This is a genomic window from Bifidobacterium sp. ESL0763, from assembly GCF_029433395.1.
Lineage (GTDB): Bacteria > Actinomycetota > Actinomycetes > Actinomycetales > Bifidobacteriaceae > Bifidobacterium.
In genome coordinates, this window is the sequence record NZ_JAQTHW010000002.1 from 655,951 (window position 1) to 676,782 (window position 20,832).

18 protein-coding genes and 2 tRNA genes are annotated in these 20,832 nt (G+C 66.7%); 17 read left to right on the forward strand and 3 right to left on the reverse strand.

Annotated elements, in window-relative coordinates; all coding sequences use genetic code 11:
* Nucleotides 1–50: 50 nt before the first annotated feature.
* From PT282_RS03530 to PT282_RS03545, 4 genes are all read left to right on the forward strand, one after another.
* On the forward strand, nt 51–1,187 hold the full coding sequence (locus tag PT282_RS03530; protein ID WP_308201366.1) for an NAD kinase: 1,137 nt from the start codon (nt 51–53) through the stop codon (nt 1,185–1,187).
* Entirely contained in the window at nt 1,187–3,088 is a 1,902-nt protein-coding gene (gene recN / locus PT282_RS03535) for a DNA repair protein RecN (protein ID WP_277168191.1), read from the forward strand. Before PT282_RS03530 ends, recN begins: the two co-directional genes overlap by 1 nt.
* Before the next feature lie 346 nt (nt 3,089–3,434).
* A complete protein-coding gene (locus tag PT282_RS03540) occupies nt 3,435–4,097 on the forward strand; it encodes an HAD family phosphatase (protein ID WP_277168192.1) in 663 nt (220 codons plus the stop codon).
* A gap of 110 nt (nt 4,098–4,207) precedes the next feature.
* On the forward strand, nt 4,208–4,585 hold the full coding sequence (locus PT282_RS03545) for a GntR family transcriptional regulator (protein ID WP_277168193.1): 378 nt from the start codon (nt 4,208–4,210) through the stop codon (nt 4,583–4,585).
* A gap of 282 nt (nt 4,586–4,867) precedes the next feature.
* On the opposite strand, the gene thrC is transcribed toward PT282_RS03545, so the two are convergent.
* Nucleotides 4,868–6,376: a threonine synthase gene (gene thrC / locus PT282_RS03550; RefSeq protein WP_277168194.1), complete on the reverse strand. Its 1,509-nt coding sequence runs from the start codon at nt 6,374–6,376 to the stop codon at nt 4,868–4,870.
* Between the two features lie 418 nt (nt 6,377–6,794).
* Between thrC and PT282_RS03555 the strand changes: the two genes are divergently transcribed.
* The 10 genes from PT282_RS03555 (at nt 6,795) to PT282_RS03600 (ending at nt 16,506) form a co-directional block, all read left to right on the forward strand.
* Nucleotides 6,795–8,111 carry a glutamate-5-semialdehyde dehydrogenase gene (locus tag PT282_RS03555; RefSeq protein WP_277168195.1) on the forward strand — a complete coding sequence of 439 codons (1,317 nt, stop codon included), beginning with the start codon at nt 6,795–6,797 and terminating at the stop codon, nt 8,109–8,111.
* Between the two features lie 169 nt (nt 8,112–8,280).
* Nucleotides 8,281–8,904: a phosphoribosylglycinamide synthetase gene (locus tag PT282_RS03560; RefSeq protein WP_374114162.1), complete on the forward strand. Its 624-nt coding sequence runs from the start codon at nt 8,281–8,283 to the stop codon at nt 8,902–8,904.
* Nucleotides 8,905–8,908: 4 nt separating this feature from the next.
* Nucleotides 8,909–9,709 carry a nicotinate-nucleotide adenylyltransferase gene (nadD, locus tag PT282_RS03565; protein WP_374114136.1) on the forward strand — a complete coding sequence of 267 codons (801 nt, stop codon included), beginning with the start codon at nt 8,909–8,911 and terminating at the stop codon, nt 9,707–9,709.
* A gap of 118 nt (nt 9,710–9,827) precedes the next feature.
* Nucleotides 9,828–10,850 carry a ribose-phosphate diphosphokinase gene (locus PT282_RS03570; RefSeq protein ID WP_277168197.1) on the forward strand — a complete coding sequence of 341 codons (1,023 nt, stop codon included), beginning with the start codon at nt 9,828–9,830 and terminating at the stop codon, nt 10,848–10,850.
* A gap of 93 nt (nt 10,851–10,943) precedes the next feature.
* Nucleotides 10,944–11,014: transfer RNA gene (locus PT282_RS03575), tRNA-Gln, on the forward strand.
* A 100-nt stretch (nt 11,015–11,114) separates the two neighbouring features.
* On the forward strand, nt 11,115–12,497 hold the full coding sequence (gene glmU, locus PT282_RS03580; RefSeq protein ID WP_277168198.1) for a bifunctional UDP-N-acetylglucosamine diphosphorylase/glucosamine-1-phosphate N-acetyltransferase GlmU: 1,383 nt from the start codon (nt 11,115–11,117) through the stop codon (nt 12,495–12,497).
* A 3-nt stretch (nt 12,498–12,500) separates the two neighbouring features.
* Nucleotides 12,501–12,932 carry a ribosome silencing factor gene (gene rsfS / locus PT282_RS03585; RefSeq protein ID WP_277168199.1) on the forward strand — a complete coding sequence of 144 codons (432 nt, stop codon included), beginning with the start codon at nt 12,501–12,503 and terminating at the stop codon, nt 12,930–12,932.
* Complete coding sequence (locus tag PT282_RS03590; protein WP_277168200.1) at nt 12,929–13,660, forward strand: histidine phosphatase family protein; 732 nt, start codon at nt 12,929–12,931, stop codon at nt 13,658–13,660. The genes rsfS and PT282_RS03590 overlap by 4 nt, the downstream gene beginning before the upstream one ends.
* Nucleotides 13,661–13,973: 313 nt before the next feature.
* Nucleotides 13,974–15,251 (forward strand): alpha-amylase family protein, encoded by a 1,278-nt coding sequence (locus PT282_RS03595; protein ID WP_277168201.1) that lies wholly within the window; start codon nt 13,974–13,976, stop codon nt 15,249–15,251.
* A gap of 271 nt (nt 15,252–15,522) precedes the next feature.
* Entirely contained in the window at nt 15,523–16,506 is a 984-nt protein-coding gene (locus tag PT282_RS03600; RefSeq protein ID WP_277168202.1) for a hypothetical protein, read from the forward strand.
* Nucleotides 16,507–16,614: 108 nt separating this feature from the next.
* Here the strand turns inward: PT282_RS03600 and PT282_RS03605 are convergent, their stop codons facing one another.
* Both PT282_RS03605 and PT282_RS03610 read right to left on the reverse strand, forming a co-directional pair.
* Complete coding sequence (locus tag PT282_RS03605) at nt 16,615–17,313, reverse strand: SOS response-associated peptidase (protein WP_277168203.1); 699 nt, start codon at nt 17,311–17,313, stop codon at nt 16,615–16,617.
* Between the two features lie 168 nt (nt 17,314–17,481).
* Nucleotides 17,482–17,886 carry a pyridoxamine 5'-phosphate oxidase family protein gene (locus tag PT282_RS03610; protein ID WP_277168204.1) on the reverse strand — a complete coding sequence of 135 codons (405 nt, stop codon included), beginning with the start codon at nt 17,884–17,886 and terminating at the stop codon, nt 17,482–17,484.
* A 225-nt stretch (nt 17,887–18,111) separates the two neighbouring features.
* Here PT282_RS03610 and PT282_RS03615 point away from each other — a divergent pair, with 225 nt between their 5' ends.
* The 3 genes from PT282_RS03615 to PT282_RS03625 all read left to right on the forward strand — a co-directional run bounded on the left by PT282_RS03615 (nt 18,112) and on the right by PT282_RS03625 (nt 20,564).
* The gene (locus PT282_RS03615) at nt 18,112–19,254 is read left to right on the forward strand and encodes a hypothetical protein (protein WP_277168205.1); all 1,143 of its coding nucleotides are present in this window, start codon (nt 18,112–18,114) and stop codon (nt 19,252–19,254) included.
* A gap of 226 nt (nt 19,255–19,480) precedes the next feature.
* A tRNA-Ala gene (locus PT282_RS03620) sits at nt 19,481–19,553 on the forward strand.
* A 171-nt stretch (nt 19,554–19,724) separates the two neighbouring features.
* On the forward strand, nt 19,725–20,564 hold the full coding sequence (locus PT282_RS03625) for a histidine phosphatase family protein (RefSeq protein ID WP_277168206.1): 840 nt from the start codon (nt 19,725–19,727) through the stop codon (nt 20,562–20,564).
* Nucleotides 20,565–20,832 lie beyond the last annotated feature (268 nt).

The window sequence follows — 20,832 nt, forward strand, 5'->3', positions numbered from 1 at the left end:
CGGTGTGCGGATAGGATTATGGGTGTTCGGCATCGAGTGAAAGGCGCGTCATGGCTCAACGAAGGCATGCGGTGGTGGTGACCCACACCCGGCTGCGCGAGACCAGCCTCGTGGTGCGCGAGGCCGTCGACCAGCTGCGCCAGGTGGGCTTCGAGATCACCATGATTGACGAGCTCAAGGCCCGGAAATTCGGCGATCCCGCGCCCCAAGTCGACGATGACACCGAGATCGTGGTGGTGCTCGGCGGCGACGGGACGATCCTCGGCGCCGCGGAACTGGTGCACGGCACCAGCGTACCCATCCTCGGCGTGAATCTGGGCCATGTCGGCTTCCTCGCCGAATTCGAAAGCTTCCAGCTGCGCGAGGCCATCCGCCGCGTGGCCGACCATGATTACTCCATCGACGAACGCATGCTCGCCAGCGTCTCCGTGATCTCGCCGCAGGGCCAGCCGGTCGCCTCCGACTGGGCGCTCAACGACATCGCCATCCAGCAGGACGACCGCGACCACATGCTCGAGCTCTCCGTCGGCGTCGACGGGGTGGAGACCAGCTCCTTCGGTTGCGACGGCGTGGTCGTCTCCACGCCCACCGGCTCCACCGCCTACGCGTTCTCGGCGGGCGGGCCCATCATCTGGCCCAACGTCAAGGCCCTGCAGCTCATCCCGCTGGCCGCCCACGCGCTGTTCACCCGCCCGCTGATCATCGGCGACGGCTCCACCTTCTCGGTCGACATCCTTCCCGACTCCACCGTCGACGGAAGCATCTGCTGCGACGGCAGGCGCAAGATGAGGGTGCCGAAGGGCTCGCGCGTCACCGTCCACGTCTCGCCGCTCACCCTACGACTGGCGAGCCTCTCCGGCGTGCCGTTCACCAACAGGCTGGTCAAGAAATTCAACCTTCCCAGCGTCAGCCTGCGTGAGCGGGCCCGCCGCGAGGAGCGCCTGCGCGAGCGCGCGATCGCCAAGGGGGAGGATGAGGCCTACGCCGCCAGCCGGATGCCCCGATACGTCGGCGATGGGGAATACCTGGACTATCTGGCGGCCGCCGGCCGGACCGCCGGCGCTGGTTCCGATAGCGGTGAGGCCAGCGAGGACTATGGGGACGACCACGACGGACGTGACGTCGACGGCAGCCGGAAAAGCGGCGCCGCGGATGGGAAAGACGAGAATGTTGGAGGTGGACGCTGATGCTCGAAGAGCTTGAGGTGCGCAATCTGGGGCCGATCCGTTCGGCCATGCTGCGGCCCGGCAAGGGGATGACCGCCATCACCGGCGAGACCGGCGCGGGCAAGTCCATGCTGCTGAGCGCCCTGCGGATGATTTCCGGGGATTCGGCCAAGGTGGCGCGTGTCTCGCCCAAGGCCGACAAGGCATGGGCGCAGGGCATCTTCGACGTCGACCCCAACGGGGCGGCCGCCGGCATCGCCCGCGACTCCGAAGTGCTCGCCGACGAGGGCCAGGCCGACCCCGACCCCGACGAGGCGGGCCACCTCGAACTGTTCCTGACACGCACCGTGCCGGTCTCCGGCAGGTCGCGGGCGGTGCTGTGCGGCCACAGCGTGCCCCGGGCGTTGCTCGGCGACGTGGCGCGCGAGCTGGTGACGATCCACGGCCAGGCCGACCAGCTGCGCATCGCCTCGGCCGCCCGGCAGCGCGAGTTCCTCGACATGGTCGCCGAGGACGGCAAGGAGCTCGAGAAATACCGGAAGGCTTGGTCCGCCCTGCAGCAGGCCGACGAGCGGCTGGCCAAGCTCACCGGCCAGGAGGCCGAGACACGGGCGCGCGCCGACTACCTGCGCGACTCCATCAAACAGATCAACGACGTCGACCCCAAGCCGGGCGAGGAGAAGGATCTCAAGGAGAAGCGCGCGCGCATCGAGCATGCCGCCGAGATCGCCAAGGGCGTGGGCTCCGCGCTCTCGGCCCTGGACGCCTCGCAGGTCGACACCGAAACCGATGAGGCGGGTGCCTCCGACGCCATCACCCACGCCATCCAGGCGCTGCGCACCATCCACGCGGGAGACGCCTTCGGCGAGGCCGCCGACAGGCTCGAATCGCTCAACGCCGACCTGTCGGACATCGTCTTCTCGCTGTCCAACGAGATGGGCGAGGACGTCAGCGACGAGGGGCTCGACGCCATCAACGCCCGCATCCACCAGCTCGACGAGCTCACCCGCCGTTGGGGGCCGGAACTCGAGGACGTGATCGCCTGGAGAGACAAGGCGGCCTTCGAGGTGGAGGACCTCGACGCCTCGCCCGAGAAGGTGGACGAGCTGCGCCAGCAGCGCCGGCAGGCGTTCGACGCGGCGTTGAAGGCCGCCCGCTCGCTCGGTTCCAAGCGTGAGGCCGCCGCCCGAGATCTGGCGAAAACCGTGACCGGCGAGCTCTCCTCGCTGGCGATGGCCGGCGCGAAGCTCGAGATCGTGGTCACCCACCGTGGCGACGCGGACTCCAGGGGCAAGGCCGGCGCAGCGGCGAGGCGCAAGGCCGGGAAGGCCAAAGGTGCGACTCCGGCCCTGGCATCGGACAAGTCCGCGAAGACTCGGGATTCCGGCGAGGCCGACGGCCAGCGTTCCCCCACATGGCCGCTGGACGCCAACGGCAGCGACGACATCGAATTCCTGTTCACGCCGTTCCCAGGCTCGCCGCGCCTGCCGATGGGCAAAAGCGCGTCGGGCGGCGAGCTCAGCCGCCTGATGCTGGCCCTGGAGCTCTCCGCGGCGCAGAAACGTTCCGCCTCGTCGGCCGCCTCCGACATGACGTTCATCTTCGACGAGGTGGATGCCGGCGTCGGAGGCAAGGCCGCGGTGGAGCTGGGCCGGCGCCTCGCCAAGCTAGCCGCCAGCTCGCAGGTCATCGTCGTCACCCATCTGGCCCAGGTCGCCTCGTGGGCCGACACGCAGTTCGTGGTCGCCAAGGGCAAGGATGGAAAGGACGGCAAGGCCGCGGCCGGAGGGGAGGTGCGCACCACCGTCGAGGAGGTGACCGGCGACGCCCGAGTCCACGAGATCGCCCGCATGCTCTCCGGCAGCGAATCCGCCACGTCCCTGGACCACGCCAAGGAACTCCTGTCTTCCAGTCGGCTCTGAATGAGTCCAGATGATTGCCTGGTGTCGGGATATGCAATGTTCGGGACGCTCCTTGGCCGCTCGGCCGTGTCTTACGCCCGGACATCGCATATCCCGACACCAGGCTTATGCGGTGAAAAGCCAATTGCGATCTGGTTCCCTCTAGCGGTTGGGAACCATGCTTGGTTATCCGCTCCAGGCCGCATCTTTGCGCAAGTGAGTGGTTGGGTTGGCTGTTCTTTAGCATGAGCTGGTATGCCGGGATATGCGATGATCAGGCATAAAGCTTGGCCTACCGGCCTTGAGGGTGCCTGAGCATTGCGTATCCCGGCATACCAGCGCCCCCGGTTATAGAGAGGATAGATAGATGGACACGAACGAAGGCAAAGCGGCCATCTTTGACTTGGACGGCACCTTGCTCGACTCCATGGACGTGTGGCACCAGGTCGATGTCGACTTCTTCGCCTCCCGCGGCCTGACGCTGACCGACGACTACATGAACGCCGTCAGCGCGATGAAGCCGGACGAGGTGGCACGTTACACCATCGAGCGCTACGGGCTCGACGACGTGCCGGGCGAGCTGTCGGCGCTGTGGGACGGGATGGTGCTCGAGGCCTACGGGTCGACGGTGGAGGCCAAGCCGCACGCCGTCGAGTACCTGGACCATCTCAAGGCCAGCGGCGCGAAGCTGGCGGTGGCAACGTCGCTGTCGCCGAAGGTCCGCGGGGTGGCGATGCGCCACGTGGGCATCGACGGATGCTTCGACGAGGTGGTCAGCGTCGAGGACACCCAAGCCGCCAGCAAAAGCAGTCCCGAGGTCTATCTGCTCGCCGCCTCGAGGCTGGGCGTGCGGCCGGAGGACTGCACGGTGTTCGAGGACCTGCTCACCGCGGTGCGCACGGCCAAGGCCGCCGGCATGCATGTCTGGGCGATGGAGGATTCGTATTCCGCAGGGAACAGGCCGGCCATCGCCAGGATCGCCGACGGGGTCATCGACGACTTCGACGACGCTCCACGGACACTGTTATAGTCATAACTTGCACAGTTGATTTAACTGTTATATAGTATAATTAAACAGTATAACAGTGGCAAGAGGTCATGGTGACCGCTGTTCGGCGACTGGAAACGAAAGGGGCATGGATGGAGCTGATCGTCTCATCGGTGTCCGGGGAACCGATCTATGGGCAAATCAAACGCCAGATCCGCGAGGCGGTGCTGGACGGCGAGCTCAAGGGCGGTCAGGCGCTGCCGAGCCTGCGCAAGCTGGCACGCGAGCTGCATGTCTCCGTGCTCACCGTCACCCGCGCCTACAACGAGCTGGCGGACGAGGGCATCGTGGTCAACGTGCAGGGCAAAGGCACGTTCGTCGCCGAGAAGGGCGATGAGCGTATGAAGGTGAAACTCGCCGGGCAGGTGCGCAACGCCTTGCGCCAGGTGGGCGAGGTCGCCAGGAGCGCCGACATTCCGCTCATCGACCTGATGGCCATGCTCGAGACCGCCTACAACGACGCCGAATGACGACGGTGCTACGGGCGCGCGTTGTATAGGATGCTCATCGCCAGACGTGGCATGAATCTTTGCCTGTCGCACTGCATCTTGGGATTTGCGCCTGCCCGTTCGCCATTTCCGTACTTACCTACGGCCGCAAGGCTTTCCGAACACCCTTCTCGTGACGATGGGTGTTCCCATGGGCTGATGCCGTTGTGGGCGCAGGACAGTTGCCGGCAACGCTTGTGCGACGGAGGCTGGAGGCTTCGGGCCCGAAGATGGTGGCCGCCGTGACCGAGCCGATGCGAAGCCTTAGAGCCGCAGCGAGGCGTTCCTGACGTAGTCGGCCATCCCGGCGATGTCGATGACGTGGGTGTGGCGTTCGGTGGCGTGCTCCAGGCCGCGCAGGTTGCCGGGGGCCTTGGTGCCGCTGGCCTCCGCCAGGCGGTCCATGCATTCGAAATCGGTGCCCGTGGTCGTCAGTCCGAGCGCCCAGCAGACCACGCGCGGGAACTTGTAGGGGCTGGCGGTGCTCAGCAGCACGCGCGGCATGCCGGCCTGCCGTGGCGCGTGCGCCATCACGTGGTAGCCGCAGGCGGTGTGCGGGTCGATGACGTAGCGGTTGCGCTTCCAACAGTCGGCGATCGCCCGGCTGACCTGACCCTCGTCGGCCCAGCCGCAGGAGAAGAGCGTGCGGATGCGCCTCAGCAGCGCATCGGGAACCGAGAACGAGCCTTTGCCGCGCAGGTCGTCCATCAGGCCTCGGACGAGGTCGGTGTCGCCGTCGGAGAAGTAGTAGAGCATGCGTTCGAGGTTCGAGGAGACGAGGATGTCCATCGACGGCGAGGTGGTTTCGAAGAACGGGCGCTCGCGGTCGTAGGTGCCGGTTGTCAGGAAGTCGAAAAGAACGTTGTTGCGGTCGCTGGCCACGGTGAGACGGCCGACGGGAAGCCCGAGGCGCTTGGCGTAGTAGCCGGCGAGGATGTCGCCGAAATTGCCGGTCGGCACCACGAACTCGACCTCGTCGCCGGCCTCGATGGCCCCGCGCCCGACCAGCTGCGCGTAGGCGGAGAAGTAGTAGACGACCTGCGGCACGAGCCGGCCGACGTTGATGGAGTTGGCGGAGGAGAGCGAGACATGGTTGCCGTCCTCGAGCCGCGCGGCCAGGTCCCGGTCGCCGAAAATGCGCTTGACCGCCGACTGCGCGTCGTCGAAATTGCCGCGCACCGCGCAGACGCTGACGTTCGAGCCGGCCTGCGTGGTCATCTGCAGGCGCTGCACCTCGCTGACCTTGCCCTCGGGGTAGAAGACGGTGATGCCGGTGCCGGCGGTGTCGGCGAAGCCCGCGAGCGCCGCCTTGCCCGTGTCGCCGGAAGTGGCGGTCAGCACCATCACCTTCTCCCGGGCGGCTGCGTCACCGGCCGGATTTCCGTCGCCGGAGGCGGTGCGGGCCATGAACTGCGGCAGGATCTGCAGGGCCACATCCTTGAAGGCGCTGGTCGGCCCGTTGAACAGTTCCAGGATGTAGTCGTCGCCCAGCGGCTTCAACGGGGTGATCGCCGGGTCGAGCCACTGCGCGCCATAGGCCGCGCGCACGCATGCGTCGAGCTCGGTGGCCGAGAAGTCCGGCAGCAGCACGCCCAGGACCCGCCTGGCGATGGCCTGGTAGGGCTGGCCGACCATCGGCGCCACATCGACCTGCCGGTCGCCGAGACCGTCGCTGACGAACAGGCCACCGTCGCCGGCGAGCCCCTGGCGGATGGCCTGGCGGCCGGTCAATGCCTCGTCGTTGCCGCGTGTGCTGTGGAAAGTCGTACTCATGCCGGTGCCTCGCTCGTCGTCCTCGGAATCGATACAAGCCACCAGTCTAACCACAACGAAAGCCATGGCGGGCCCGGTGCCCACCAAGGCCGGCCGGGGACGGCGGATCCTGGAGGAACCGCCAAGGTCGAAGCTGAGGGATATGCGCTCGCCGGATGCCGGAAACGGTCATCGAACATGCGCCCGGTGCGTGCCGACGGTGCCGGCCAAGCGCATCCCTCAAATGTGTCATGGGCCACACATCGTCCGATTCGTCGGCCGTGCGCCGGCCGTTAGACCGCGCCAGGGAATACAATCGAGGCAAAAGCGCCGTGCCTTCCGACCGGTCTTCGGGGCCGGACCGTGGCGTCCTTGCGGACGTGATGGCGGGCGGAGCCGCGCGACGCCATGGACCGTTATGAGCAAAGGGTGCGTGCACATGGTTGACGAAGGTGGCAGGAACGGGTCGACGCTCGATCTGCAGGTGTTCGACGAGGTCTGCAAGATGGCCGACGCCGCGGGAAGGGCGCAGGGCGAGCTCGCCCGCGCCGACGCGGAACGCAAGAACGCGCTGCTCCTGGCCCTGGCCGACGCGCTCGAGGAAGGCAGGGCGGGCATCGCCGAGGCGAACGCGGAGGACATGAGCGCCGCACGCGGCGAGGGGATGGACGCCGGCAAGCTCGACAGGCTGCTCTTCGACGGGGATCGCGTGAGCGCGGCTGCCGAGGGCGTGCGCCATGTGGCCACGCTCGCCGACCCCGTGGGCGAGGTGGTGCGCGGCTCCACGCTGCCCAACGGCCTGCGCCTGCAGCAGGTGCGGGTGCCCATCGGCGTGTTCGGCATGATCTACGAGGCACGGCCCAACGTGACGGTCGACGTGGCGTCGCTGTGCCTGAAATCCGGCAACGCGGTGCTGCTGCGGGGCGGCCACGCGGCGCAGCGCACCAACGCGGCCACGCTCAGGGTCGTAGCCTCGGTCCTGCGCGCCAACGGCTTCGACCCGGCGTTGATCGCCTCGGTCGACCGCTTCGGGCGCATGGGCGCCACCGCGATGATGGAGGCCCGCGGCCACGTCGACGTGCTGGTGCCGCGCGGGGGAGCCGGGCTCATCCAGGCCGTCGTGCGCAACTCCAAGGTGCCCGTCATCGAGACCGGCGCCGGCAACGTGCACATCTACGTCGACGCCTCCGCCGATTTCGCGCGTGCCATCCCCGTCATCCTCAACGCCAAGACGCAGCGGGTCGGCGTGTGCAACGCCGCCGAGAAGCTCATCGTGCACCGCGACGTGGCCCGGGACTTCCTGCCGCTGGCCGCCAGGGCGCTCGCCGACGCCGGGGTGGAGCTGCGTGCCGACGAGACGGCCTACGGCATCATCGCCGGCGCCGGCATCGACGGCATCTCGCTCGAGCACGCCACCGACGAGGATTGGGACACCGAGTACCTCGCGCTGAGGATGGGCATCAGGGTCGTCGACTCGCTCGACGCGGCCATCGCCCACATCAACGCCCACTCCACCGGCCACACCGAATGCATCCTCGCGGAGGACTATTCGGCGATCGAACGCTTCACCCGGCTCATCGACTCGGCCGTGGTCATGGTCAACGCCTCCTCGCGCTTCACCGACGGCGGCGTGTTCGGCTTCGGCGCCGAGCTGGGCATCTCCACCCAGAAGCTGCACGCCAGGGGGCCGATGGGCCTGGCCGAGATGACCACGACCAAATGGGTGGGCTACGGCACCGGCCAGGTGCGCAAGTGAACGCGAACGGACAATGACGTTGGAGGCAATGACCATGGCGACGACAGGAGGGCACGATATGACGGACGGCAAGGACGAGAAAACCGGCACGCAGGATATGCCGGTGGATGCGACAAGGACCGGCACGCAGGCGGCCACGCAGGACAGGTCGGCAAGCGGCGGGGGCTATATCGACTATGCGCTCGCCAAGGAGCGCGGCATCGACGTCGACGACCCGCGCATCGGCCTGAAGATCGCCTCGGAGCGCCTCGCCATCGTGCGCTACGTCTTCCTCGTGCAGGTCGAGGACGGCATCGCCACCGCCGACCAGCGCGCCTGCTTGGAATACGCCGACGCGGTGCTCATCGGCTGGCCCGAGATGGACGCCGACGACGTGGTCGACCCCGACGAGTCCGGCCGGCGCACCGTCGCCGATCGCCTGCGCTCCATGGAGGGCTACATCGCCCGGTTCAGCGCCGAGGAGGCCGCCGGCCACGTCGACACCATGGCCGACCTGCTCGTCCGCGCCACCAAGTGCGTCGCCGCGGTCCGCCGGCTCTACCAGCCCGATTTCCCCATCCCCACCTATGCCGAGATCCGGCACGTGGTGCAGGGGGAGTGGGACGACGACATGGACAAGATCGACCTCAAGGAACCCGCCACCACCGTCGAGGCCATCGAGCAGGAAACCGAGAAGGCCGACGAGCAGCGCGACACCGCCGACGATGGCGGCGACCAGGCGAACAAGGCCGGCAAGGCGGGCAAACAGGACGGATCCGGCAAGCGCAATGACGGCAAGCGCGAGGGCAAGTAGCGCCATGGCGATCGAACAGGGCACCGGCGCCGCCACCGACACCGCCATGGACGGGGAAACCGGGCAGGGCCGCAAGATGGCCGAGCTCTCCCTCGACGCCGAAAACCGCGGCAGGGACACCGGGGAAGGCCATGCCGGCAGGGCGGCCGGACGGCACGACGCCGCGAGGCACCGCAGGCGTATCGGCATCATGGGCGGCACCTTCGACCCGATCCACAACGGCCATTTGGTCGCCGCCAGCGAGGTGGCATGGGTCTACCGGCTCGACGAGGTGATCTTCGTGCCCACCGGCCGCCCCGCCTTCAAGCTCGACAAATCCGTCACCAACGCCGAGGACCGCTACCTGATGACGGTCATCGCCACCGCCTCCAACCCCAAGTTCACCGTCTCCCGCGTCGACATCGACCGCCCAGGCGTCACCTACACCATCGACACGCTGCGCGACATCCACGCGCTCTACCCCGACGCCGAGCTCTTCTTCATCACCGGCGCCGACGCCGTCGCCGAGATCCTCTCCTGGAAGGATTTCGGCCGGATGTTCGACTACGCCCACTTCATCGCCGTCACCCGCCCCGGCTACACCAGCCCCGAACGGCTGCGCTCGGCCCTGAAGGACAAGGTCGACACCCTCGAGATCCCGGCGCTCGCCATCTCCTCGACCGACGTGCGCCACCGCTGCCTCGACGGCGAGCCGGTCTGGTACCTCGTGCCGGACGGCGTGGTGCAGTACATCGGCAAGCACGGCCTCTACCGCGACGGCGAAGGCGGCGTGGCCGACGGCGCGCGCCGGACCCGACGCCGCTGACCGGTCGCGCAAGTCGTCTGAAACCATCAAAAACCGGCGGAGGGGCCATTGCTGTCCCTCCGTCTCGCTGGCTGGCTAATATGAGACGAGGTTCGTGCAAACGCTAACGTTTGGAGACATGGTGAGCGCAATCCTCGAAGGACAGCCCAATAAGAATCTCATACTCGTCACCGGCCGGTCGCATCCGCAGCTGGCCAAGGACGTCGCCAACCAGCTTGGCATCGACGTGCTGGAGACCACCGCCTACGACTTCGCCAACGGCGAGATGTACGTGCGCTACACGCAGTCCGTCAGGGGCGCCGACGTCTTCGTGCTGCAGAGCCACGCCGGCGACGTCAACAAGGCCATCATGGAGCAGCTCATCATGATCGACGCCTTGAAGCGCGCCTCCGCCCGCTCCATCACCGCCGTCTGCCCGCTGCTGGGCTATTCGCGTCAGGACAAGAAGCATCTGGGCCGCGAGCCCATCTCCTGCCGCCTCGTCTTCGACATGCTGCGTGTGGCCGGCGCCGACCGCGTGATGAGCGTCGACCTGCACGCCGCGCAGTCCCAGGGCTTCTTCAACGGCCCGGTCGACCATCTGATCGCCATGCCGGTGCTCGTCGACTACATCCGCGACCGCTTCGAGGGCAACCTCGGCAACGTCGCCGTCGTCTCGCCAGACGCCGGGCGCATCCGCGTGGCCGAGCAGTGGGCCCAGCGCCTCGGCGGCGGCCCGCTCGCCTTCGTGCACAAGACCCGTGACATCAACCGTCCCAACCACGCCGTCTCCAACCGCGTGGTCGGCGAGGTGAAGGGCAAGGACTGCGTGCTGGTCGACGACCTCATCGACACCGCCGGCACCATCGTCGGCGCCTGCGACGTGCTCAGGAAGGCCGGTGCGAAGTCGGTCACCGTCGTCGCCACCCACGGCGTGCTCTCCGGGCCGGCCGTCGAGCGGCTGCGCAACTGCGGCGCCCGCGAGGTCGTGCTCACCGACACCGTGCCGATCGACGAGTCCAAGCGTTTCGACGGGCTCACCGTGCTCTCGATCGCCCCGCTGCTGGCCAGCGCCATCACCGCCGTCTTCGAGGACGGATCGGTGGCCAGGCTCTTCGACAACTACCCGGTGCACCACGGGCAGGGCTTCCTCTTCGCGTGATTTCCGGGGAGTCTGGTTTCCGCGCCACGCCGGCCGTCTTTGTCAGCCGGTGACAGCATAATGGAAATCCGAGCTTGGGCGTTCCCAGGCCATTCCTCCATGGTGTAAAGGCAGCACACGGGTCTTTGGAACCCTTAGTCTTGGTTCGAATCCAGGTGGAGGAACTTCAACAGTCGGCTGGCTGGTCGTGGCAACGGCCGCCAGCCGATTCGCGTTCGTGCGCGGCATGCGCCGGCGTGGCACAGTGAAGGAATTGGAGCGGCAATGGCATTATCAGCGGCAATCATCCTCGCGGCGGGGGAGGGCACCCGCATGCGCTCGTCCAAGCCGAAGGTCCTGCACTCGCTGGCCGGCAAGACGTTCCTCGAGCGCGTGATGTCGTCGGTCTCCGCCCTTGAGCCGAACACGCTCGCCGTCGTGGTGCACCACCAGGCCGAACTGGTGGCCGAGGCCGCCCGCAGCTACGACGGGCACGTCACCATCGTCAACCAGGACGACATCCCCGGCACGGGCCGCGCGGTGCAGTGCGCCATGCGCCAGCTGGGCGAGGCCGGCAAGCTGGAAGGCCCGGTACTCATCGCCGCCAGCGACATGCCCCTGCTCGACACCGCCACCCTCAAGGCCCTGCTCGACTTCCACGATGCCAGCGGCGACGACGCCACCGTGCTCACCACCAACCTCGACGACCCGACCGGCTACGGCCGCATCATCCGCGAACGCGACGGCGGGGTGCTGCGCATCGTCGAACAGAAGGACGCCAACAGCAGCGAACTGGCCGTCCACGAGGTCAACACCTCCGTCTACGTCTTCGACGCCGCCGTGCTCGCGCGCGCCATCGAGGGGCTGGACTCCAAGAACGCGCAGGGCGAGTTCTACCTGACCGACGCGCTGGAGACCGCGCACGCCAACGGCAAGGTCGGCGCCTTCACCGCCTCCGACGCGCTGAGCGTGGAAGGGGTCAACGACCGCGTGCAGCTCTCCAACCTCGCCCGGGCGCACAACCGCCGGGTCTGCGAGGCCTGGATGCGCGCCGGCGTCACCATCCCCGACCCCGGCACCACCTGGATCGACGACGACGTCGAGATCGAGCAGGACGTCACCATCCTTCCCGGCTGCTTCCTGCAGGGCGGCACTGTCATCGCGCACGACGCCGTCGTCGGCCCCTACACCACCCTCATCGACGTGAGGGTCGACGCCGGGGCCAGCGTGGAGCGCAGCCGCGTGCAGCAGTCGCACATCGGCGCCGGTGCCACCATCGGCCCCTGGACCTACATCCGCCAGGGCAACGAGCTGGGCGAGTCCACCAAGGCCGGCGCGTTCGTCGAGATGAAGAAGGCGCGCATCGGCAAGGGCACCAAGGTGCCGCACCTGAGCTATGTGGGCGACACCGAGCTGGGGGAGAACTCCAACGTGGGCGGCGGCACCATCACCGCCAACTACGACGGCGTGCACAAGAACCGCACCCGCATCGGCTCGAACGTCCACGTCGGCGCCGGCAACCTGTTCGTCGCCCCCGTCGAGGTCGGCGACGACGTCACCACCGGGGCCGGCTCGGTCATCCGCCACGCGGTGCCGGACGGCTCGATGGTATATTCGGAGAACACACAACACGTAGTAGAGGGCTGGAAGCCCGAATGGGAGCGTTGATACATGGCAGCACTGCAAAGTTCGATTGATGCCCTGCGTCTGGCGGCCGCGGCGGCCGACCGGGTGAAGGCCACCGACCTCGTCGCCTTCGACGTCACCGGGCCCATCGCCATCACCGACGCGATGCTCGTCGCCACCGCCTCGAGCGAACGGCAGGTGCTCGCGGTGGCCGAGGAGATCGAGAAGGAGCTCTACACCAAGGGCGGCAAGCTCGAGGCCCGTGCCCGCGAGGGACTCCAGGAGGCCCGCTGGGTTCTGCTGGACTACGGCGACTTCGTCATCCACGTGATGCACCAGGAGGAGCGCTCCTACTACGACCTCGAACGGCTCTGGAAGGACTGCCCGCGCATCGATCTGCAGCTGCCGGAAGCGCCTGAAGGGTCCGACGCGGCCGCCGCCGGGAGCGCGGACGTCGCCGGCGAAGAAAGCGAATGAGCATGGACTTCAGCACCCTCTTCGACCCCGACCAGCACGTGCGTTCCCTGACGCTGGTGCGCCACGGACGCACCGCCTACAACGCCTCCGGGCGCGTGCAGGGCAACATCGACATCCCGCTCGACGAGATCGGCGACTGGCAGGTCCACCAGACCGGCAAGGCCCTGAAGGCGCTCTACGTCGACCGGGTCGATGACGCGGACCGCAAGCGCCTGGTCGTCAGCTCCGACCTCGGGCGCGCCCAGGCCACCGCCCACGCCTTCGCCGACCTCATCGGCGCCGAGGTGCATCTCGACCCGCGCGTGCGCGAGCGCCGCTACGGCGACTGGGAGGGCCAGTTCACCCGCGACATCGCCGAACGCTACACCGAGGACTTCACCTCGTGGATCCACGGCGAGGACGGCGCATTGGGCCACAATGTCGAGCCTGACCGCCACGTCGGCCAGCGCGCCGTCGAGGCCATCACGGAATGGGCCGGCAAGGCCGAGCCCGACACGGACCTGTTCGTCTTCTCGCACGGCGCCTGCATCGCCGACACCATGCGCACCCTGCTGGGCATCGAGGGCGACCATGACGCCAACAACTTCGTCTTCTCCATGCGCAACGCCCACTGGGCCCGCCTGATGCCGATCGCGGTGCCGGGCAAGCCGCTGCGCTGGGCCATGACCGACTACAACCACGGCCCGGCCATCGCCGACACCGAGGAGTGGGAGCATCCCAACCTCTGATTGGCGCGGTGCCGTCATCGCTTGATGGTTGCGACAAGGCCTCCGAATCCGTTCATGCGACTCGGAGGCCTTGTTCGTCTTGGTGCGTGGTGCCGTCCGTCCTGGGCCATTGGCCGGAATATGCGGCTGGTGACCGGGGCTTGGCCTTGGGGGGGGGTAAGCGTTTCGGCTGGTTCCTTGTGACAGGACGATGACCTGTTTCGTGATATCCGGTATCCGTGCCCGGGTATGCGATGCCTGGCGACGATGCTGATAGGGTGGGAGGCAAGGCCTTACGGCGTCGTCTGAAGGGAAGCGGGCAGCCATGCGCGACATGAGCCAACGGATCTGGTGGCAGGTCTATCCCCTGGGGTTCTGCGGGGCGCCCGTACGCCCGCGATCGGAGACCGAACGCGCGATGACGCCCCGGCTCGACCGCCTGACCAGCTGGCTCGACTATCTCAAGGGCATGGGCTGCGACGGACTGCTGCTCGGCCCGGTCTTCGCCTCCGAAACCCACGGCTACGACACCATCGACTTCTACCGCATCGACCCGAGGCTGGGCGACGACGCGGCGTTCGACCGGCTGGTGGCCGCCTGCCACGCCCGCGGCATCGCGCTGATGCTCGACGGGGTCTTCAACCACGTCGGCCGCGGTTTCCCCGAATTCCGCAAGGAGCGCCAGCGGGCCGAGAGGGACGTCGAGGCGGGAAGGCCACCCGCGCACCAAGACGATGACATGTTCCGCTTCATCCTCGACGAGGACGGCAAGCTCGATTACGCGAAATTCGAGGGCCACGACATCCTGCCCGCCTTCGACCACGGCTCGCCGCGCGTCGCCGACCTGGTGGCCGATGTGATGGTCCATTGGATGCGCCGCGGCGTGGACGCCTGGCGGCTCGACGCCTCCACGAGCGTGCCGGCCGGCTTCTGGGCCAAGGTCCTGCCACGGGTGCGCCGCGAGTTTCCCGACGCATGGTTCCTGGGCGAGGCCATCCACGGCGACTACCCGGCGTTCGTGCGGGAATCCACCATCGATACCCTCACCCAATACGAGCTGTGGAAGGCGACGTGGAGCAGCCTCAAGGACGGCAACTTCTACGAGCTGGACTGGTGCCTGAAACGCCACGACGGATTCCTGAAGACCTACGTGCCCCAGACCTTCATCGGCAACCACGACGTCATCCGCGTGGCCAGCATGGTCGGCGATGACGCGAAACTCGCCCTCGCCACGGTCATCCTGCTCACGGTCGGCGGCATCCCGTCGGTCTACTACGGCGACGAGCGCGCCCTTCGCGGCGTCAAGACCGACGGGGTGGGCGGCGACGACGCGGTGCGCCCCGAATATCCCGAGACGCCGGCGGGACTGGGTACCCAGGGCGAATGGATGTATGAGCTCATCGGCCGCCTCGCGGCGATCCGCAAGGCGAGGCCATGGATGACCGATGCCACCACCTCGCCCACGCTGCTGGAGAACCGCCACTACGCCTACGATGTCATCGCCCGAGACGGCGGCGCCAGGCTGCACGTCGACATGGACCTCGACGCCACCCCGCACGCCGACATATCCGAAGGCGGCAAGCTCCTGCTCCACGTCGGGTACCGCGCCTGACGCATGCAGAGATAATCACGCGATTCGCCCATTTTTCGTGATTATCTCCGTATCCGTTGTGTGCATGCAGAGATAATCACACGTTCAGCCTGTTTTTCGTGATTATCTCTGCATCCGCTAGACCGTACCTCACCAATCGGCTGTGGATGGTGATGTGCACAGCCGAAAAGTTATGCACAACACGCCCGGGATTCCGCGAAACGGCCACCGTTCGACCACAGTGTCCGTTCCTGTTTCGCGGATGCGGGAGGACGCCTTTAGAGTCGCAGGCATGAGGATGAACAAACGTGTCGGAGACAAGCTGATCGATGCGGCGCGCCATGGCCGGTGCCTGCACGCTTCCAGCCATGCGGACCAGGCGGTTCTCAGCCGTCTGGTGCGCACGGGGCTGGTGGTGAGGGCGAGGCAGGGCCTGTATGCGTCGCGTGAGGTATGGCGGGAGCTCACTCCACGTCAACGGTACGTATGGGTGATTCGAGGATTGCATGTCTGGCATCCCGATTGGGTTTTCGCCGGATTGAGCGTGATCGCGCTGCATGGCATCGAGTATCCCCTCTGGCTCGATGAGCGGCAAACGGTGTTTCTGGCTTCCGTAAGGGCGGTTGGCGTCGCCAGGAAAAGCACGACACGGTATATCCACGTCGAGCAGTACCGGGAGCTTTGCGGCCAGGGCCGTTGCATGACATCGGTTGCACGGGCCCTGCTCGATTGCGCGGCAAGTTTCGAATTTCGCGAAGTGCTGCCGATGGTCGATTCCGCGTTGAGGAAACGCTTGGTCACACGGCAGGAGCTGGCAAATGTCCCGGGACTCTCGTCGCCCCTGAAAGCCAAGGTCGGCTTCCTGCTGCGATACGCCGACCCCGGAAGCGAGAACGGGGGAGAATCGCTGTGCCGTGCGACCATCATCGAGGAGGGGTTCCCGCCTCCGAAGCTGCAACAGGAATTCAGGATGCGGGACGGACGGAAATACAGGGTGGATGGCCTGTATCGACTTGCGGACGGGAGCATGGTGGTCGTCGAGTATGACGGCATGGGAAAGTACGTCGACGATGCCATGACCGGCGGGCGGAGCGTTCGTCAGGTCGTCCATGCCGAAAAACGGCGCGAACAGGATCTGCTGGATTCCGGAGTTACCAGAATCGTGCGTTTTGATTACCGGGATGTGTTGCGGCGAGATCCGGTGGTGAGGAAGCTGCTTGAGGCAGGAGTGCCGCGTATTGCCCGCATCCAGTGGCCCTTCTCCGTGCAGAGATAATCACGAAATATACGTCAGAAATGTGATTATCTCCGCAATTGCCACGTTGATGCAGAGATAATCACGAAAATGGGGTGAAAAGTGTGAGTATCTCTGCACGGCGGGCCGTCAGAAGAGGCGGGGTGGGGCGCTGTCGGCCAGCGGGGCGACGCAGCGTGGGCCGTCCTCGCCCGGGGCCGGCTCGGCGACCTCGTAATGATCGAGGTCCCCGGACAGGGGCACGCCGGCGCGATGGACGTCGGCGATGATCTCGCTGCCGTCCACGCTGCGGTCGAGCCACGCATCGGTCATGCCGGCAGGGACGAGCAGGGGCATGCGGTCGTGGACTTCCGCCGCGCCGCCGACGGCCGCGCAGGTCAGGACGGTGGCGGTCAGCAGCCACGGCGCACCCGCCTCCGCGCGCCACCAGGAGAACAGGCCGGCCATGGCCAGCGGCGCGTCATCGGACGCATGGAAATAGAACGGGCGCCGGCCCTTGAACTCGAAGTATCCCGCCGTAGGGATGATGGCCCGGCTGCCGCGCATGGCGTCGCGGAACGTGGGCTTGCGCGCGGCGGATTCCATGCGCGCGTTGTAGGTGGGGTAGCCGAGCTCCCGGCTCTCGCTCCACGATGGCACCAGCGACCAGTCGCCACCGGAAAGGTGCCGCTTGCCGTCCCTGCCCGAGGCGACGACGCCGATCGTCTGCCGGGGTTCGACGCGGAAGGTCCGCTCCGGCAATGCGGTGGCATCGATGCCGTCATCGTCCACGCCGAAATCGCGGGCGACGGCGTCCCAGTCAAGGTCAAGCGAGAATCTGCGGCACATCTCGTCCCCTTTCTCCAGTCGAGCTTCCGCAAGCATATGCGACGTGAGCATTCATGCCGCTACCAAGCATAGGCATATGAAAAGAGGGCCTCCGTGGGGAGACCCTCATCGCATGCGTGGCTCGAACCTTGCGCCCGGGCCGTCGCGCCGTCACCGGCGTCGCGCCATTCAGTCCTTGCTGATGGTGGTGCCGGCCTTGGCGCCGGCGGAGAGGTCCTGGATCTCGGTGATCTCGAGCACCGGGATGGTGGCGGGCTTCTTGGTGCCCTTCTCCTCGGCGACCTTGACCTGCTCGTCGTAGATGGCGTCGTCGGAGTGCAGGGTTACGTTGCCGCGGAAGCGGTAGCCCTTCTTGCTCTCGAGGTTGGCGAAGCAGATCACCAGCTGGCTGCCGTCCTCGAGGTTCTTGTAATGCTGGCCGGCGGTGCGCTCGTGATAGGCGAGGTGGTTGTCGTCGAGCACGAACATCGACATCTTCGGGCCGAGGTCCAGCTGGCCGTCCTTGCTCACGGTCGCGATCCACGCGAGGTTGTTGTTGATGAAGTCCTTCATTTCTGCGGTCAACGTAGCCATGTTGTTTCCTTTCGTTGATTTTTGTTCTTGGTTTCATCTTACGTCGCCCCGCGTCCGTTCGCTGGCATTACGCTGTGAATTAGCTCACCGATGGCGCGATCTGCACGCTTTTCGGCCGATTTCCGGGTTTTGTGTGGCCGGGTTCACGTCCGGTTGTGACCGTTCGGCGGGGCTTCAGGCGTTTCCCAGCGTCCTCCAACCATTTCGGTTATCCTAGGCGGTACTATGAAGAACTTTTTCAAGGGGCTCTCGATCTCGCAGATCGTCGCGGGCGCGCTGGCGGCCGTCACCTCCTTCCTGCTTTCGGCCAAGATCGGCATCGCGGGTTCCGTCATCGGCGTGGCGATAGGTTCGATCGTCTCGGCCGTGGCCTCGCAGATCTACCAGAACGTGCTCAAGGAATCCAGCAAGAAGATCCAGGCGTCCACGCCCGACCACGGTGACGGGGGCGGCAAGGCAACCGACGCGCAGGCGCACCCCGGTGCCGACGACCGCACACGGGTGATCGGCTCACACCCCGGCACGACCCTCGACGTCGACGGTTCCTCCGGCCTCGCGCTGCTGGCGCGTGGCGGCCAGAGTGGCAAGGATTCCGACACCAACGGCAAGGGTCCCGATGGTGTTGATGCCGGCAAGACCGACGTGATGACCACGGTGTCCGGTGGCGCGAACGGCGCCGACGGCACTGAAGGTTCCGACCAGACGGTGGCCATGCCGTCCGTGGCCGGCACGGACAAGACCGCCGTCATGAAACCGGTCGCCACCGGCGGCAAGGCCAAGGGGCAGGCGGCGCTCCGTTCCGGCAAGTCCGGCACCGGCCTGCTGGGCACGGATGCGGCGCAGACGGAGACGCAGCGGCGCAACAAGCGCATCGCCATCATCATCGCGGTGGTCAGTGCGCTGGTCGCCGTGGGCATCACCGCCGGCGTCATCATGCTGGCTACCAAGGGCCAGGGCACCGATGACGTGGTGCGCAACATCGTCAAGTCGCCCACCACCCAGCAGCAGACGCCTCGCGACGACTCCTCGCGCAACGGCTGGGGCTACGGTGACTCGTCCAACGGCACCAACGGCAACGGCACCACCAAGCCCAACGACTCCACTGGCTCCACCACCAACGGCGGCAGCTCCAACGGGGCCGGCAACTCCGGCAACGGGAACAGCGGTTCCAGCAGCACCAACAATGGCGGTTCCGGTTCCGGCAATAGCAGCACCGGTGGTTCGAACAACAGTGGTGGTAACGGCGGTTCCGGTACCAGTGGCGGGGCGAACTCAGGCACTGGCGGCTCGTCGTCCGGTTCGACAAGTAATGATGGTTCCTCCAATAGTGGTAGTGGTTCGAACAGCAATACCACGCAAGGTAATTAGGCCGGTACTGCAGTCATCCCTGGTCCATCCATGACCATTGGCGATGCCGACCGTCCGGATATCTCGGGTATCCTCAGGCGGATCGGCATCGCCAATACTCATAAAACCGCGGAATGACGCCGAAACCGTGCCTTCGAAGCTGTCTTCGACACGCCGATTTTGCCATCCGCGATGTTTGTTGTAAGCTATCTAAGGCTTCGCAAGGAGCCCACAACTGAACAAGACCGGGGCTATGGCGCAGCTGGTAGCGCATCTCCATGGCATGGAGGGGGTCGGGAGTTCGAATCTCCCTAGCTCCACCGGTAAGGCTTCCAAGGAAATCCTTGGAAGCCTTTTTCATATCTTCGACCGGTTCCGGCGCGGCTTTGCACCAGCCAGAAGGCCCGCGCATGTCGCACATCGTGGCCCGGCGCGACAATGGTGGCCATGACGTCCCGGAGACCGGGGCAAGACCAACCCAAGGGGAGAGCATGATAGACGAAGTGATTCTGCTGCGCCACGGGCGCACGTCCTACAACGTGGTGCACCGCCTGCAGGGCCAGGTCGACGTGCCGCTCGACATCGTCGGCCAGTGGCAGGTCGACCGGTCCGGCATGGAACTGGCTAAGCGCTACTACTGGGCCAAGGTCGGCAACATCGCGCGCCACCCGGATCTGCTGGACCAGCCCGGAGCACAGGCGGCGAAGCGCAGCGATATCAGCGAATACCAAAGGGCGGCGGCCGGCAAGCGCGCGATGAAGGTGGTCTCCAGCGACCTTTGCCGCGCCTCGCGCACCGCGCATGCTGTCGCCGACATCCTCGGCCTGCCGGTCACGCTCGATGCCAGCCTGCGCGAACGCAGCTTCGGCGGCTGGGAGGGCCTGACCCGCGACGAGATCCGCGACAAGGACCCGGAGGCCTACCGCTCCTGGCGCGCCCACCGGGGCGGCGAGGCCAAGTACGGAGTCGAATCGCGCACCGAGGTCGGCAGGCGCGGCGCCGACGCCATCACGCGTCTGCTTGACGGGAACGCCGACGACCCCACGCCCACCACGCTTCTGGTCGCCAGCCATGGCTCCCTCATCGCCGCCACCATCGAGACGCTGCTGGGCATGGACGCCGAGGTCGACGCGCTGGGCAACATCCCCAACGCCTTCTGGTCCACGCTCCAGCCCGTCGCCAGGCCGGAAGGCGGCTACAAGTGGAGGCTCGCCCGGTTCAACGAGGGGCCGGCGATCGCCACGCAGGCCGACTGGATGAACGGGCCGGAGGGGCTGCGCAACCCCGACATGCCGACCATGATGGCGCTGAGGCCCTCGCAGAGCATCTGAGGTCTCCGCCGGACGCGGCGGGCGGCCCGTGAGCCACGTGCGCCGTCGCGGCTGCCCGTATGACGCCACGCGCGAAGACGCCCTGAAAGTTGTGTCGAAGGGTTATTCTTGAGGTTTGGGTTTAAATGCAGGAATCCTTCGGGTCGCGCAAGCCGCCTTCCGGTGTGTCCGGAAGCCGCGCGCGGACGTTGGTGGCCAGGGCGTCGGATTGCTCCGCCGCCTCCTGCGGTGACCGTACAGCGATAAGCGCGAAAGGCGGGTGGCAGAC